This is a genomic window from Kitasatospora sp. CB02891 (assembly GCF_002803145.1).
Classification (GTDB): Bacteria; Actinomycetota; Actinomycetes; order Streptomycetales; family Streptomycetaceae; genus Kitasatospora; species Kitasatospora griseola.
This window is the reverse complement of sequence record NZ_NNBO01000007.1, coordinates 23,013-35,261: the sequence shown is the minus strand read 5'-3', so window position 1 is coordinate 35,261 and position 12,249 is coordinate 23,013. Positions and strand designations below refer to the sequence as shown.

The 12,249-nt window shown below is 73.5% G+C and carries 13 protein-coding genes; 5 read left to right on the top strand and 8 right to left on the bottom strand.

Annotated elements, in window-relative coordinates; all coding sequences use genetic code 11:
• Positions 1-20: 20 nt before the first annotated feature.
• The gene (locus CG736_RS17100; protein ID WP_100587105.1) at positions 21-728 is read right to left on the bottom strand and encodes a hypothetical protein; all 708 of its coding nucleotides are present in this window, start codon (positions 726-728) and stop codon (positions 21-23) included.
• Positions 729-1,047: 319 nt separating this feature from the next.
• Here CG736_RS17100 and CG736_RS17095 point away from each other — a divergent pair, with 319 nt between their 5' ends.
• The 3 genes from CG736_RS17095 to CG736_RS17085 all read left to right on the top strand — a co-directional run bounded on the left by CG736_RS17095 (position 1,048) and on the right by CG736_RS17085 (position 2,340).
• A complete protein-coding gene (locus CG736_RS17095; RefSeq protein WP_100587104.1) occupies positions 1,048-1,392 on the top strand; it encodes a rodlet layer protein in 345 nt (114 codons plus the stop codon).
• A 147-nt stretch (positions 1,393-1,539) separates the two neighbouring features.
• Complete coding sequence (locus tag CG736_RS17090; RefSeq protein WP_043914748.1) at positions 1,540-1,887, top strand: hypothetical protein; 348 nt, start codon at positions 1,540-1,542, stop codon at positions 1,885-1,887.
• Between the two features lie 195 nt (positions 1,888-2,082).
• Positions 2,083-2,340, top strand: a complete 258-nt coding sequence (locus CG736_RS17085) for a hypothetical protein (RefSeq protein WP_043914751.1) — start codon at positions 2,083-2,085, stop codon at positions 2,338-2,340.
• 72 nt (positions 2,341-2,412) lie between these two features.
• On the opposite strand, the gene hemB is transcribed toward CG736_RS17085, so the two are convergent.
• From hemB to CG736_RS17050, 7 genes are all read right to left on the bottom strand, one after another.
• On the bottom strand, positions 2,413-3,393 hold the full coding sequence (gene hemB, locus CG736_RS17080) for a porphobilinogen synthase (RefSeq protein WP_100587103.1): 981 nt from the start codon (positions 3,391-3,393) through the stop codon (positions 2,413-2,415).
• 68 nt (positions 3,394-3,461) lie between these two features.
• Positions 3,462-5,081: a bifunctional uroporphyrinogen-III C-methyltransferase/uroporphyrinogen-III synthase gene (locus CG736_RS17075; protein ID WP_100587102.1), complete on the bottom strand. Its 1,620-nt coding sequence runs from the start codon at positions 5,079-5,081 to the stop codon at positions 3,462-3,464.
• Positions 5,078-6,052 (bottom strand): hydroxymethylbilane synthase, encoded by a 975-nt coding sequence (gene hemC, locus CG736_RS17070; protein WP_100587325.1) that lies wholly within the window; start codon positions 6,050-6,052, stop codon positions 5,078-5,080. Before hemC ends, CG736_RS17075 begins: the two co-directional genes overlap by 4 nt.
• Before the next feature lie 41 nt (positions 6,053-6,093).
• Complete coding sequence (locus CG736_RS17065) at positions 6,094-7,479, bottom strand: glutamyl-tRNA reductase (protein ID WP_100587101.1); 1,386 nt, start codon at positions 7,477-7,479, stop codon at positions 6,094-6,096.
• Between the two features lie 31 nt (positions 7,480-7,510).
• On the bottom strand, positions 7,511-8,368 hold the full coding sequence (locus tag CG736_RS17060) for a redox-sensing transcriptional repressor Rex (RefSeq protein WP_100587324.1): 858 nt from the start codon (positions 8,366-8,368) through the stop codon (positions 7,511-7,513).
• Between the two features lie 107 nt (positions 8,369-8,475).
• The gene (locus tag CG736_RS17055; RefSeq protein WP_100587100.1) at positions 8,476-9,150 is read right to left on the bottom strand and encodes a 3'-5' exonuclease; all 675 of its coding nucleotides are present in this window, start codon (positions 9,148-9,150) and stop codon (positions 8,476-8,478) included.
• Positions 9,151-9,305: 155 nt separating this feature from the next.
• The gene (locus CG736_RS17050; RefSeq protein ID WP_100587099.1) at positions 9,306-9,584 is read right to left on the bottom strand and encodes a glutaredoxin family protein; all 279 of its coding nucleotides are present in this window, start codon (positions 9,582-9,584) and stop codon (positions 9,306-9,308) included.
• Positions 9,585-9,683: 99 nt separating this feature from the next.
• Here CG736_RS17050 and CG736_RS17045 point away from each other — a divergent pair, with 99 nt between their 5' ends.
• Together CG736_RS17045 and CG736_RS17040 are read left to right on the top strand one after the other, a co-directional pair.
• A complete protein-coding gene (locus CG736_RS17045) occupies positions 9,684-10,622 on the top strand; it encodes an HAD family phosphatase (protein ID WP_100587098.1) in 939 nt (312 codons plus the stop codon).
• A 487-nt stretch (positions 10,623-11,109) separates the two neighbouring features.
• Positions 11,110-11,958, top strand: a complete 849-nt coding sequence (locus CG736_RS17040) for an ECF subfamily RNA polymerase sigma factor, BldN family (protein ID WP_369880211.1) — start codon at positions 11,110-11,112, stop codon at positions 11,956-11,958.
• Positions 11,959-12,249: the final 291 nt, after the last annotated feature.

The window sequence follows — 12,249 nt, the reverse complement described above, 5'->3', positions numbered from 1 at the left end:
GCGGCACTTCTGACGTGCCGTCACATCTGCGACTGGTCCAGCGCGCCGGTGAGGGTCTGCGCCGGGCCGGCCTGGTTGAGCATCTCGCCCGTCATGGAGGTCGTGGTGGCGGCCAGCCCCTTCACCGAGTCGGTGACCGAGATCTGGTCCTGCTCGCCGCCGAGCGAGGCCTTGGCGCCCGGCACGGCCTGCACGGGGGCGGTCACCAGGTGCGGGTCCACCTTGTCCAGGGACAGCGCCGCGTCGGTCAGTTCGCCGCTCTCGCTGCGGACGAAGGTGACCGGCTGGCCCAGGCCCACCGCCGGTCCGGCCAGGTTCAGCGGGGCGGCCGGAGCGTCCAGGTCCAGGGTGCCGAGCTTCGCGCCCCGGTCCGCCTCGGGCAGCGGCAGGGTGGCGCCCAGCGACGGACCCAGCTTGGTGCCGTTGACGGCGGGCAGGATGTGGTCCGGGATCGGCTGGGTCGGGCTCTGGCCGGTGTCGGTGGGCGGCAGCAGCGGCGAGCTCGGGATGCCGCCGTGGATCTCGCCGCCGTCCGCGAGCAGCGGCAGCGGCGACATCGCCGTGCTGAGCGGAATGCTGAACGGCACCTCCTTGGTGGCCAGCCCGTCCTCCAGCGCGGCGACCTCGGACGGGGTCTTCGGGGCCGCCTGGGCCACGCCCTGCGCCGCAGCCACGCCGGCGCCGACCGCCAGCAGCAGGGCGCCGGTGGCCCGCTTGGAGAGCTTCATGGTGTCCGCCGTTCGTTCGATATCCGGTAATTCGGTAGGTCGGTCATTCGGTACGTCGGTCATTCCGTATGACTTCTCGTGGCACCGTGGACCCCGAGGGTAATTCGGGTGCGGCGCACACACCTTGGCGAACGAGCCAGCTCCCTCACGGATAGCGGCAGTTAACCTGAACGGCCCAATAATCGGACCGGCACGCAGGGAAACCGGTGATCCTCGACGAATTTTCTCCGCCCCCGTAACTTTCCTGTTCGCCATTCTTTGATCCCGACGACGACGGGGCAGCACCCCTCGAACGGCATTTCAGAGAGGTATCTCCACCATGCTCAAGAAGTCCTTGGCCACCGTGGGCCTGGCCGCCGCCGCGCTGGCCGCGGTGTCCACCCCCGCCGTCGCGATCGGCGACGCGGACGGTTCCGCCGCCACCATCCAGGGGAATGGCGGCACCAACTCCAGCGGCACCTGGGGCAACCACAGCCCGAACTTCCACTTCGCCGACAACCCGAACATCTGCCTGCCGGAGATCCACAACGTCGGCGTGGCAGTGCTCGGCGTCGCCGTCCCGGTCGAGGTCCAGGCGCTCAACAACCAGCCCAAGCAGACCTGTGTGGTCGGCCAGGGCACTGTCGGCAGCGGCGACGGCGGCGTCTCCCACCTGGTCGGCTGACGCACCGTCACTGCCCTGGCGCGGAACCCCGGTTCCGCGCCCCATGACCCGCCCGGTCCGTTCCCCCGGCCGGGCGGTCGGCCCCGGCGCGAGCCACGCGCAAGGGGTTGCTGCTCCACTCCATCAGATCCGAAAAGGAATGACCCCATGATCAAGAAGGCTCTCGCCGCCGTCGGCGTCGTCGCCGCCGGTTTCGCCATGTCCGCCTCCCCCGCGATGGCCATCGGCGACGCGGACGGCTCCGCGGCCTCCATCCAGGGCGACGGCGGCACCAACGCCACCGGCACCCACGGCAACCACAGCCCGAACAACCACGTGCTGGACAACCCGAACATCTGCCTGCCCGACATCCACAACATCGGCGTGGGCGCCCTCATCGGCATCGTCGTCCCGGTCGAGGTCGACGCGCTCAACAACGGCGCCAAGCAGACCTGCGACATCGGCCAGAACACCGCCACCAGCGGCGACGGCGGCGTCTCCCACCTGATCGGCTGATCCTTCCCCGGTCACAGCCGACCGCCGGGTCCGGGGCCAGCCCCGGGCCCGGCGGTTCCGTGTCTCCGGCCCCACACCACCCGTTCGTCCGCGGCGCGATCGGGTGATCGGAGCACCCGTGGGCGCGTGCAGCGACCCACCGGCCGCACCCCCGTGTTGACCTTGAGACAGCATCGACGCAGAGAGGAACTCTCCATGAAGAGCAAGCTGGGCAAGGCCGTCGTCACCACCGTCGCCGCGCTCGCGCTGGCCGGCATCGCCGCGCCCGCCTCCGCGACCGTCGTGGCCGGCGGCGGCGAGGAGGGCGTCATCACCGCCCACGAGCCCTTCCTCGCGGGCCACGGCGGCGGCGTCGCCGCGACCGACCACATCTTCACCATGGGTGGCGGCGGCGGCTGGGCCACCTCCACCGCCCTCGGCGGCGGCGGTGGCGGCATCATCGCCATGGACTGACCCCGCGTCACCCCGAAGGGCGCGACCGCCACTCCCGGCGGTCGCGCCCTTCGGCCTGTCGGCGGCCCGGCGTCAGCGCACCAGGCGGGCGGCCTCGGTGGCCCAGTAGGTGAGGATCTGCTCGGCGCCGGCCCGGCGGATCGAGGTGAGGGTCTCCAGGATGGTCCGCTCGCGGTCGATCCAGCCGTTGGCGGCGGCGGCCTCGACCATCGAGTACTCCCCGGACACCTGGTACGCGGAGACCGGCACCGGGGAGACGTCGGCGATCCGGCGCAGGATGTCCAGGTAGGCCATCGCGGGCTTGACCATCACCATGTCGGCGCCCTCGGCGAGGTCCTGCTCCAGCTCGCGCAGCGCCTCGCGGGCGTTGGCCGGGTCCTGCTGGTAGGTCTTGCGGTCGCCCTTCAGCGAGGAGCCGACGGCCTCCCGGAACGGGCCGAAGAACGCGGAGGCGTACTTCGCGGTGTACGCGAGGACGCCGACGTCCTGGTGGCCCGCGTCGTCCAGCGCCCGGCGGACGACCGCGACCTGACCGTCCATCATCCCGGACGGGCCGACCAGGTGGACGCCCGCGTCGGCCTGCACAACGGCCATCTCGGCGTAGCGCTCCAGGGTGGCGTCGTTGTCGACCGATCCGTCCGCGGCGAGCACGCCGCAGTGGCCGTGGTCGGTGTACTCGTCCAGGCACAGGTCGGACATCACCACGAGGGCGTCGCCGACCTCGGAGACCACGTCGCGGATGGCGAGCTGCAGGATGCCCTCGGGGCTGGTGCCCTCGGAGCCGATCGCGTCCTGCACCTCGGGGACGCCGAACAGCATGATGCCGCCGACGCCGGCCTCGGCGGCCTCCACGGCGGCCCGGCGCAGGGTGTCGCGGGTGTGCTGGACGACGCCCGGCATCGCGGTGATCGGCTTCGGCTCGGTGAGGCCCTCGCGGACGAACGCCGGCAGGACCAGCTCGGCCGGGTGCAGCCGGGTCTCGGCGACCAGGCGACGCATCGCGGGGGTGGAGCGCAGGCGGCGCGGGCGGACGGACGGGAATTCGGCGGACACTTCGAAGGCTCCCTGAGTCGCGGAGAAGACGTCAGGGGGAGGCCGTCGGGCCTCCCCCTGACGGAGGGTCAACGCGCCTTGCGGCGCGAACCGGGGCGGCGTTCGCTCGGCCGGTAGACCGGCTCGCCCGCCGCGGTGGCGGCGTCCCGGCGGTTGGCCCCGAAGTCGGCCAGCGCCTGGGCGAGCGCGGACGCGGACGGGGCCGGGGCCATCACGTCGACCCGCAGGCCGTGCTCCTCCGCCGTCTTGGCGGTGGCCGGGCCGATGCAGGCGATGACGGTCACGTTGTGCGGCTTGCCGGCGATGCCGACCAGGTTCCGGACGGTCGAGGACGAGGTGAACAGCACCGCGTCGAAACCGCCGCCCTTGATCGCCTCCCGGGTCTCGGCCGGCGGCGGCGAGGCGCGCACCGTCCGGTACGCCGTCACGTCGTCGACCTCCCAGCCGAGCTCGACCAGGCCGGCCACCAGGGTCTCGGTGGCGATGTCGGCGCGCGGCAGCAGCACCCGGTCGATCGGGTCGAACACCGGGTCGTACGGCGGCCAGTCCTCCAGCAGGCCGGCGGCGGACTGCTCGCCGGACGGCACCAGGTCGGGCTTCACGCCGAAGTCGACCAGCGCCTGCGCGGTGGTCTCGCCGACCGCCGCGACCTTGATGCCGGCGAACGCCCGGGCGTCCAGTCCGTACTCCTCGAACTTCTCCCGGACGGCCTTGACGGCGTTCACCGAGGTGAAGGCGATCCACTCGTAGCGGCCGGTGACCAGGCCCTTGATCGCCCGCTCCATCTGCTGCGGGGTGCGCGGCGGCTCGACCGCGATGGTCGGCACCTCCTGCGGCACCGCGCCGTAGGAGCGCAGCTGCTCGGACAGGCCGTGCGCCTGCTCCTTGGTGCGCGGGACGAGGACGTTCCAGCCGAACAGCGGCTTGGTCTCGAACCACGAGTGCGAGGCGCGGTGCGCGACCTGCTCGCCGACCACGGCTATCACCGAGGTCGCCGGGTCCACCGGGGCGGAGACCGGCGAGGGCAGCACCCGGGCGGCCTTCAGGTCGGCGGCGATCGCGGACAGCGTGGAGGTGAAGGTGCGCTGCCGGGTGGTGGTGCCGGACAGCGTCGCCGACAGCGCCGCGTCGGGCTTGCGGCCGTGCGCCACCAGGGCGTTCGCGGTCACCGGCAGCTGGCCCAGGGTGGTGCGGACCACCAGCGTGGTCTCGGGCGCGCCCAGGTCGACCAGCTGGCCGCCGAGCAGCGCCTCGCCGTCCACGAACCGGACGTCCGCGCCCTGGTCGCCACGGAGCGGCACGCCCGCGTAGGCGGGCACGCCCACCGACTGGGCGACGCCGGGGACGACCTCGAACGGGACGCCGGCCTTGGCGCAGCGCAGCATCTCCTGGGCGGCGCAGCCGTCCAGGCCGGGGTCGCCGTCCACGGTGCGGACCAGGTGGCGGCCGGCCTTGACCGCGTCGGCGGCCAGGTCGCACAGCTCCTTGCCGGCCTCGGCCGGGTCGAGCACCTGGACGCCGCTGGGGCAGTGGGTGCGCACCGCGGCGGCGGTCAGCGGGTCGGCGATCAGCACGTCGGCGGTGCTGAGCACGTCGACGGCGCGCAGGGTGAGCAGTCCGGGGTCGCCGGGGCCGGCGCCGAGGAAGGTGCAGCGCCCTGCGGGCGGGTGGAATCCGGCGGCGGTCATCGGGCGCGCTCCCCCATCAGGTCGGCCGCTCCGGTGTCGAGCAGCCGGGTGGCCAGGGCGCGGCCCAGGGCCGCGGCCTGCTCCTCGGCGGTCTCGTCGGGGACGAGCGGGCCGTTGGCGGACATCTTCAGCAGTTCGGCGCCATCGGTGGTGCCGACCGCGCCGTCCAGGCGCAGTTCGGTGCCGGCCCAGGTGGCCAGCGCGGCGACCGGCGCGGAGCAGCCGGCCTCCAGGGTGGCCAGCAGGGCGCGCTCGGCGACCACGGCGGCCCGGGTGGGGGCGTGGTCGAGCCGGGACAGCACGGCGGCCAGGGCCGGGTCGACGCACTCGATCGCGAGCGCGCCCTGCCCGGGGGCGGGCAGCATCAGCGCGGTGTCGAGGTGCTCGGTGATCTCACCGGAGCGGCCGAGCCGGTTCAGGCCGGCGGTGGCCAGCACCACGGCGTCGAGCTCGCCGGAGGTGACGTAGTTGATGCGGGTGTCGACGTTGCCGCGGATCGCGACGGTCTCCAGGTCCGCGTCGTGGGCCCGGGCCCAGGCGTTGAGCTGGGCCATCCGGCGCGGGGAGCCGGTGCCTATCCGGACGGTGCGGCCGCCGGCCTTGCCGACCAGCTCGGCCAGGGTGAGGCCGTCGCGGGCGACCAGGGAGTCCCGGACGTCCTCGCGCTCGGGGACGGCGGCCAGCAGCAGCCCGGCGGGGGCGGCGGTCGGCAGGTCCTTGAGCGAGTGGACGGCCAGGTCGATGCGGCCCTCCAGCAGGGCGTCGCGCAGCGCGGAGACGAACACACCGGTGCCGCCGATCTGCGCCAGCGACTCCCGGGAGACGTCCCCGTAGGTGGTGATCTCGACCAGCTCCACCCGGCGGCCGGTGATCTTGGCCACCTCCTCGGCGACCATGCCCGACTGGGCCATGGCGAGGGCGCTGCGGCGGGTACCGAGGCGCAGCGGCGTCACTGTCTCTGGACCATTCATGAGGTGATCGTCCTGGTCGTGCTGGGGGGCTGACGGGGTGTTCATCTGGGTGCTCCGGCGGGCGGGGCGACGGCGGCCTGGGCGGCGGGGATGCCGCCGGCCGGGATCGAGGACCCGGCCCGGTCGCCGACCGGGGTGCCGGAGACAGCGTGCACTGCCGCCGGGTCCAAGTCGAACAACTCGCGCAGGGCTTCCGCGTAGGAGGCCCCGCCGGGTTCGCCGGCGAGCTGCTTGACCTTGACGGTCGGGGCGTGCAGCAGTTTGTCGACCACCCGGCGGACGGTCTGCGAGATCTCCGCGCTGGAGCGCTCGTCCAGGTCGGGCAGCCGGGAGGTGAGCCGGGCGAGTTCGCTGCGGACCACCTCGGAGGCCATGGCGCGCAGGGCGACCACGGTGGGGGCGATCCGGGCGGCGCGCTGCGCCTGGCCGAAGGCGGTGACCTCGTCGCCGACGATGGTGGTGACGGCGTCCACGTCGCCCGCGCCGGGGCTGGCGGCGTGCGCGTGGGAGAGGCTCTCCAGGTCGACCAGCAGGGCGCCGTCGAGCCGGTGCACGGCGTGGTCGACGTCCCGCGGCATGGCGAGGTCGAGGAAGGCGAGCGGCTGCTCGGCGGTGCGGGCGGCGACCGCGGCGGCCACCTCGGCGGCGTCGATGACGGTGCCGGCCGCGCCGGTGCAGGAGATCACCAGGTCCACGTCGGCGAGCGCCTGCGGGACCCGGTCGAAGTCCAGGGTGCGGGCGGCGCCGCCGAGGATCTCCGCCAAGCGCTCGGCGCGGGCCGGGGTGCGGTTGGCGATCTGCAGGTCGGTGACGCCGGAGCGGACCAGGGTGGCGGCGGCCAGCGAGCTCATCGAGCCCGCGCCGACCACCAGGGCGCGCTTGCCGGCGATCGGGCCGGCGCCGGCGGCGACCTGCTCCAGGCCGAAGGTGACCAGCGACTGGCCGGCCTTGTCGATGCCGGTCTCGCTGTGCGCCCGCTTGCCGACCCGCAGGGCCTGCTGGAACAGCTCGTTCAGGCCGCGGCCCGCGGTGTGCTCGTCCTGGGCCTTGGCCAGGGCGTCGCGCAGCTGGCCGAGGATCTGGCCCTCGCCGACGACCATCGAGTCCAGGCCGCAGGCCACCGAGAACAGGTGGTGGACGGCGCGGTCCTCGTAGTGCACGTACAGGTGCGGGGTGAGCTCGTCGATGTCGACGCCGCTGTGCCCGGCGAGCAGCTGGGACAGCTCGGCGACGCCGGCGTGGAACTTGTCCACGTCGGCGTACAGCTCGATCCGGTTGCAGGTGTTGACCAGCGCGGCCTCGGCGACGGTCGCCGAGGCGGCGGCGTCGTGCAGCAGCCGGGTCGGGGTCTCGCCGGTGAGCGCGGCGCGCTCCAGCACGCCGACCGGTGCGGTCCGGTGGCTCAGACCGACTACCAGAAGACTCATGCCCCCACCTCGTCGTGACGGATGTTCGTGCTCACGCCGGCATCACCGCGGACAGGTCGTCCTCGGGGCCCTTGGCGGCCGGGGCGCTCTTCGCCGGCTCGGCCGACTTGCCGCCGCCTGCGGCGCGGCGCAGCTTGGCCGCCGCGGCGCGGACCGGCCCGGGGGCGCGGTCGAGCACCGAGTCGCCGGCGGGCTCGTCGCCGGCCTTGCGCTGCTCGTGGAAGGCGAGGATCTGCAGCTCGATCGAGAGGTCGACCTTGCGCACGTCCACGCCGTCCGGGACGGTCAGCACGGTGGGGGCGAAGTTGAGGATGCTGGTGACGCCGGCCTCGACCAGGCGGTCGCAGACCAGCTGGGCGGCGCCGGGCGGGGTGGTGATGACGCCGATGGAGACGTGCTGGGAGACGACGATGTCCTCCAGCTCGTCCATGTGCCGCACCGGCAGGCCGGCGGCGGTGCTGCCGACCACGTTGGGGTCGGCGTCCAGCAGGGCGGCCACCCGGAATCCGCGGGACGCGAAGCCGCCGTAGTTGGCGAGCGCGTGGCCGAGGTTGCCGATGCCCACGATGACGACCGGCCAGTCCTGGGTGAGGCCGAGCTCGCGGGAGATCTGGTAGACGAGGTACTCCACGTCGTAGCCGACGCCGCGGGTGCCGTAGGACCCGAGGTAGGAGAAGTCCTTGCGCAGCTTGGCGGAGTTCACGCCGGCCGCGGCGGCCAGCTCCTCGGAGGAGACGGTCGGCACGGAACGCTCGGACAGCGCGGTCAGCGCCCGCAGGTAGAGCGGGAGTCGGGCCACGGTCGCCTCCGGAATGCCCCGCGCACGCGAGGTCCGGCGCGCGGCGCCCGGGTCGGGCGTCTGCGAACTGCTGGGGGAGGGTCGGCCGATTGCCACGTTGCTCCTGTGGGTGAAGCTGGGCTTGGACCGCCAGGCTATGCGTTTGTGAACGTGTGCACAAAGATGGTGTCCGATTTGTCCCCGAACAGTGACACGCATCACTCGTAACCCGCCGCGTCGACCAGCGGCCGCGGCCCCTCCACTCCGGCCGGCCACGGACCCAGCGGCGCCCACCGGCGCAGCAGCCGCACCGGCTCCCGGGAACCTGCCGAACGGCCCGGCGCCAGCCGCGGCCACGGCACCGCGGCGGTCGGAACGGGCTCCTCGGCCGCGCTGCCGACCCGGCGGCAGTGCCGCAGCAGCTCCACGGTGGCCTGCGCGTCGCCCAGCGCGGTGTGCGCCGGGAACCAGCCGAGCCCGGCCGCCTCCACGCACGCCGACAGTCCGAACCCGCCCGCCTGCGGCAGCAGCCGACGGGCCAGCCGCATCGTGCACAGCGTCGGCACCGTCGGCAGCACCACGCCGATCCGCGCGAACTCCCGCTCCAGGAACGCCCGGTCGCAGGTCACGTGGTGCCCGACCAGCACCCGGTCGGCCAGCAGCTCCAGCAGCCACGGCGCGATCTGCCGGAACCGGGGCGCGCCGGCCACGTCCTCCTGCGCTATCCGGTGCACGTGCGTCGGCCCGACCGGTCCGGCCGGATCGAGCAGCGTGGCGAACTCCCGCTCGGTGCGCAGGGCCGCGTCCAGCTGCACCACGGCGACCTCGACCACCCGGTGGCGCCAGGGGCTGCGACCGGTGGCCTCGACGTCGACGACGGCATAGCCGTTCATCGCGCCCTCCTCTTGCACGGCCCCCGGCGGACACGGAAAGACGTTCGATGGTATGCCGGAACCCGGTCGAACTCCTAGGGCCGGGACAGTCGAACGTCCACGAAGGACCGCCCGGGCGGGCCGGTGCGAGGAGGGTCACACCGGCCGGGCGGGGGTCAGGCCAGCGCCTTGCGCAGCCGCTGCTCGTCCACCCGCCAGAAGTCGTGCTGACGGCCGTCGATCAGGGTCACCGGGATCTGCTCGGCGTACTGCTCGTACAGCGCCGCGTCCTGCAGGATGTCCTTCTCCTCGAAGCCGACGCCGAGCTCCTCCACCACCTTGAGGATCACCTCCCGGGCGTCCTCGCACAGGTGGCAGCCGGGCTTGCCGATCAGCGTCACCACGGTGTCGGCCGGATTCTTCTTGTCACGTCGCAGCAGGCTCACAGCGCCCATTCTGCCGTCGCTCACACCGCCGCCCCGGACGCCCCTCGTTCACCGCCGCGGCACTCCTCGGTCACGGGGGCGGACGGCCCGGCTGACTATGCTCGTTGCATGGCAGCGCTGCGAAGGCTCACCCGGTCTAGGCGTTCCACCGACGAACGGACCGCCCTGGCGGGCGAGGCCGCGGCCGACGCCGCCCAGGAACAGCTGGGCCCGGACGACACGGAGCCCGGACCGCCCAAGGCCCCCGAGGGCGACCACACCCCGGTGCCCGGCGACGTCCGGGCCGCCGCGTTCTTCGACTGCGACAACACCATCCTGCGCGGCGCCGCGATCTTCTACCTCGGCGTCGGCCTGTACCGGCGGCGCTTCTTCACCCGCCGCGACCTGGTCCGGTTCGCCTGGCAGCAGGCCGCGTTCCGGCTGCGCGGCTCCGAGAACCCCGAGCACATCGCCGACGCCCGGGACAGCGCGCTCGGCCTGGTCGCCGGCAAGCGCACCGCCGACCTGGAGCGGATCTGCGAGGAGATCTTCGAACCCGTCCTCGCCGAGAAGGTCTGGCCCGGCACCCGCGCCCTGGTCCAGATGCACCTGGACGCCGGGCAGCGGGTCTGGCTGGTCACCGCCGCCCCGCAGGAGGTCGCCCGGCTGATCGCCCGCCGGCTCGGCATGACCGGCGCCCTCGGCACCGTCGCCGAGACCCGCGACGGCGAGTACACCGGCAAGCTGGTCGGCGGCATGCTGCACGGCCCCGCCAAGGCCGCCGCCGTTCAGGCGCTGGCCCGCCGCGAGCACCTCGACCTGGCCCGCTGCGCCGCGTTCAGCGACTCCGCCAACGACATCCCGATGCTCAGCCTGGTCGGCCACCCGTACGTGATCAACCCGGACGCGGCGCTGCGCCGGCACGCCCGGGCGATGGGCTGGCGGGTGCGGGACTTCCGCACCGGGCGCAAGGCCGTCCGGGTCGGCATCCCCGCGGCGGCCGCGCTCGGCGTCGCGGCCGGGGCGGCCGCGACCGCGGTGGCGATGCGCCGCCGCCGGCAGGCCTGACCCGCCGTCACCGCACGGTCGTCCCTCCGTCACCCGGCGCGATCTTGACCGGGCGTCAACCCGTCGCCTCCGACACGCCCCTCGACGGGTGGTCCCGGCACGCCCCGCGATCCGGCCGCGAGGGGCCTGAACAGGCCTCTCGACCGTGACCGGAAATGATCGTTCGACAGTCGGCCAAAGTCGTGGGTTGAGACCGCCCCGACCGGGGAAACCCCGGACCTCCGTCACCGTTCGGTCACCTGGCGCACGCAAGTGGTCGCGTTGGGTCGGTGAAATGGTGTCAACTCCGGTCACCCGTAGGTGGATATGCACAAGAAGTGGACTTTGTTCGACCACTTCGACCACGCGGTGTAGCTGTCATTGCACAAAGCGTTATTCTCTCCTGGATGCACGCCACCCCGAACGTCCCCGTGACGGGTGGTCAATGCGGCGTGCTGCTCCGCGCAGGCGGAGGTGATCCGTCCACAGTTCTGCCTCTGGGAGTCCCGTGTACCCACCCGTCCGGAACGACGCGCCAGCCACCTCCCGCCCGTCGACCGCCGGCCTGCGCCGCGGTGTGCGCCTGGAGCGGTTGTGGGCCGCGATCCGCGAGTTCGAACTGCTGGTCCCCGAACCCGCGGTGGCCGGCCCCGCGTTCGCCGCGCCCGCCCCCGCCGCGTTCGCCTCGCCCCTGCTGCGCTCCACCGCCGCCGGCTCCCCCGCCGCCGCCCCGCGCAGCCGGACCGTCCCCTCCCCCGGCACCCGCGGCCGCGCCCGCACCGCCCCCGCCGGACCCGGCTACGACACCGAGCACAACCCCGTCGTCGACCTGGTCGAACGCGCCCAGAACGGCGAGAGCGAGGCCTTCGGCCGGCTCTACGACCACTACGCCGACACCGTCTACCGGTACATCTACTACCGGGTCGGCAGCCGGGCCACCGCCGAGGACCTCACCAGCGAGACGTTCCTGCGCGCGCTGCGCCGGATCGGCACCTTCACCTGGCAGGGCCGCGACTTCGGCGCCTGGCTGGTCACCATCGCCCGCAACCTGGTGGCCGACCACTTCAAGTCCAGCCGGTTCCGGCTGGAGGTCACCACCGGCGAGATGCTCGACTCCAACGAGTGCGAGCGCAGCCCCGAGGAGTCGGTGCTGGAGTCGCTCTCCAACGCCGCCCTGCTGGACGCGGTGCGCCGGCTCAACCCGCAGCAGCAGGAGTGCGTCACGCTGCGCTTCCTGCAGGGCCTCTCGGTCGCCGAGACGGCCCGGATCATGGGGAAGAACGAGGGCGCCATCAAGACGCTGCAGTACCGGGCGGTGCGCACGCTGGCCCGCCTGCTGCCGCCGGACGCCCGGTAGTCCGCCGCCCGTGGACGCCACACCCTGCAGACCCCGGACCGAACACCCGCGCCCGGCGCGCCCGTTGGCGGCGCGCCGGGGCCCGGTGCGCCCCTCGCCGGCTCACCCTCCGCCTGACGCGCCGTCAACCCGCCTCCGGCGCTTGCCCGTCCGGGTGAGAGAGCGGTCATCTGCTCTGCTTAATACGCCAGGGGGGTCGTGCGTAACCGACTCCCGACACCGCTCGTTGGCCAGCGTGCAATCCGCCACCGGGCCCACAGTCAAGAGGCAACTCGAACTGTCACCCGATGG

Excerpts from the sequence above, each read along its gene's own strand:
- CG736_RS17100 (WP_100587105.1), bottom strand. The coding sequence starts at position 728 with ATGAAGCTCTCCAAGCGGGCCACCGGCGCCCTGCTGCTGGCGGTCGGC.
- CG736_RS17095 (WP_100587104.1), top strand. The coding sequence starts at position 1,048 with ATGCTCAAGAAGTCCTTGGCCACCGTGGGCCTGGCCGCCGCCGCGCTG.
- CG736_RS17090 (WP_043914748.1), top strand. The coding sequence starts at position 1,540 with ATGATCAAGAAGGCTCTCGCCGCCGTCGGCGTCGTCGCCGCCGGTTTC.
- CG736_RS17085 (WP_043914751.1), top strand. The coding sequence starts at position 2,083 with ATGAAGAGCAAGCTGGGCAAGGCCGTCGTCACCACCGTCGCCGCGCTC.
- CG736_RS17075 (WP_100587102.1), bottom strand. The coding sequence starts at position 5,081 with ATGACCGCCGCCGGATTCCACCCGCCCGCAGGGCGCTGCACCTTCCTC.
- hemC (WP_100587325.1), bottom strand. The coding sequence starts at position 6,052 with ATGAATGGTCCAGAGACAGTGACGCCGCTGCGCCTCGGTACCCGCCGC.
- CG736_RS17065 (WP_100587101.1), bottom strand. The coding sequence starts at position 7,479 with ATGAGTCTTCTGGTAGTCGGTCTGAGCCACCGGACCGCACCGGTCGGC.
- CG736_RS17055 (WP_100587100.1), bottom strand. The coding sequence starts at position 9,150 with ATGAACGGCTATGCCGTCGTCGACGTCGAGGCCACCGGTCGCAGCCCC.
- CG736_RS17050 (WP_100587099.1), bottom strand. The coding sequence starts at position 9,584 with ATGGGCGCTGTGAGCCTGCTGCGACGTGACAAGAAGAATCCGGCCGAC.
- CG736_RS17045 (WP_100587098.1), top strand. The coding sequence starts at position 9,684 with ATGGCAGCGCTGCGAAGGCTCACCCGGTCTAGGCGTTCCACCGACGAA.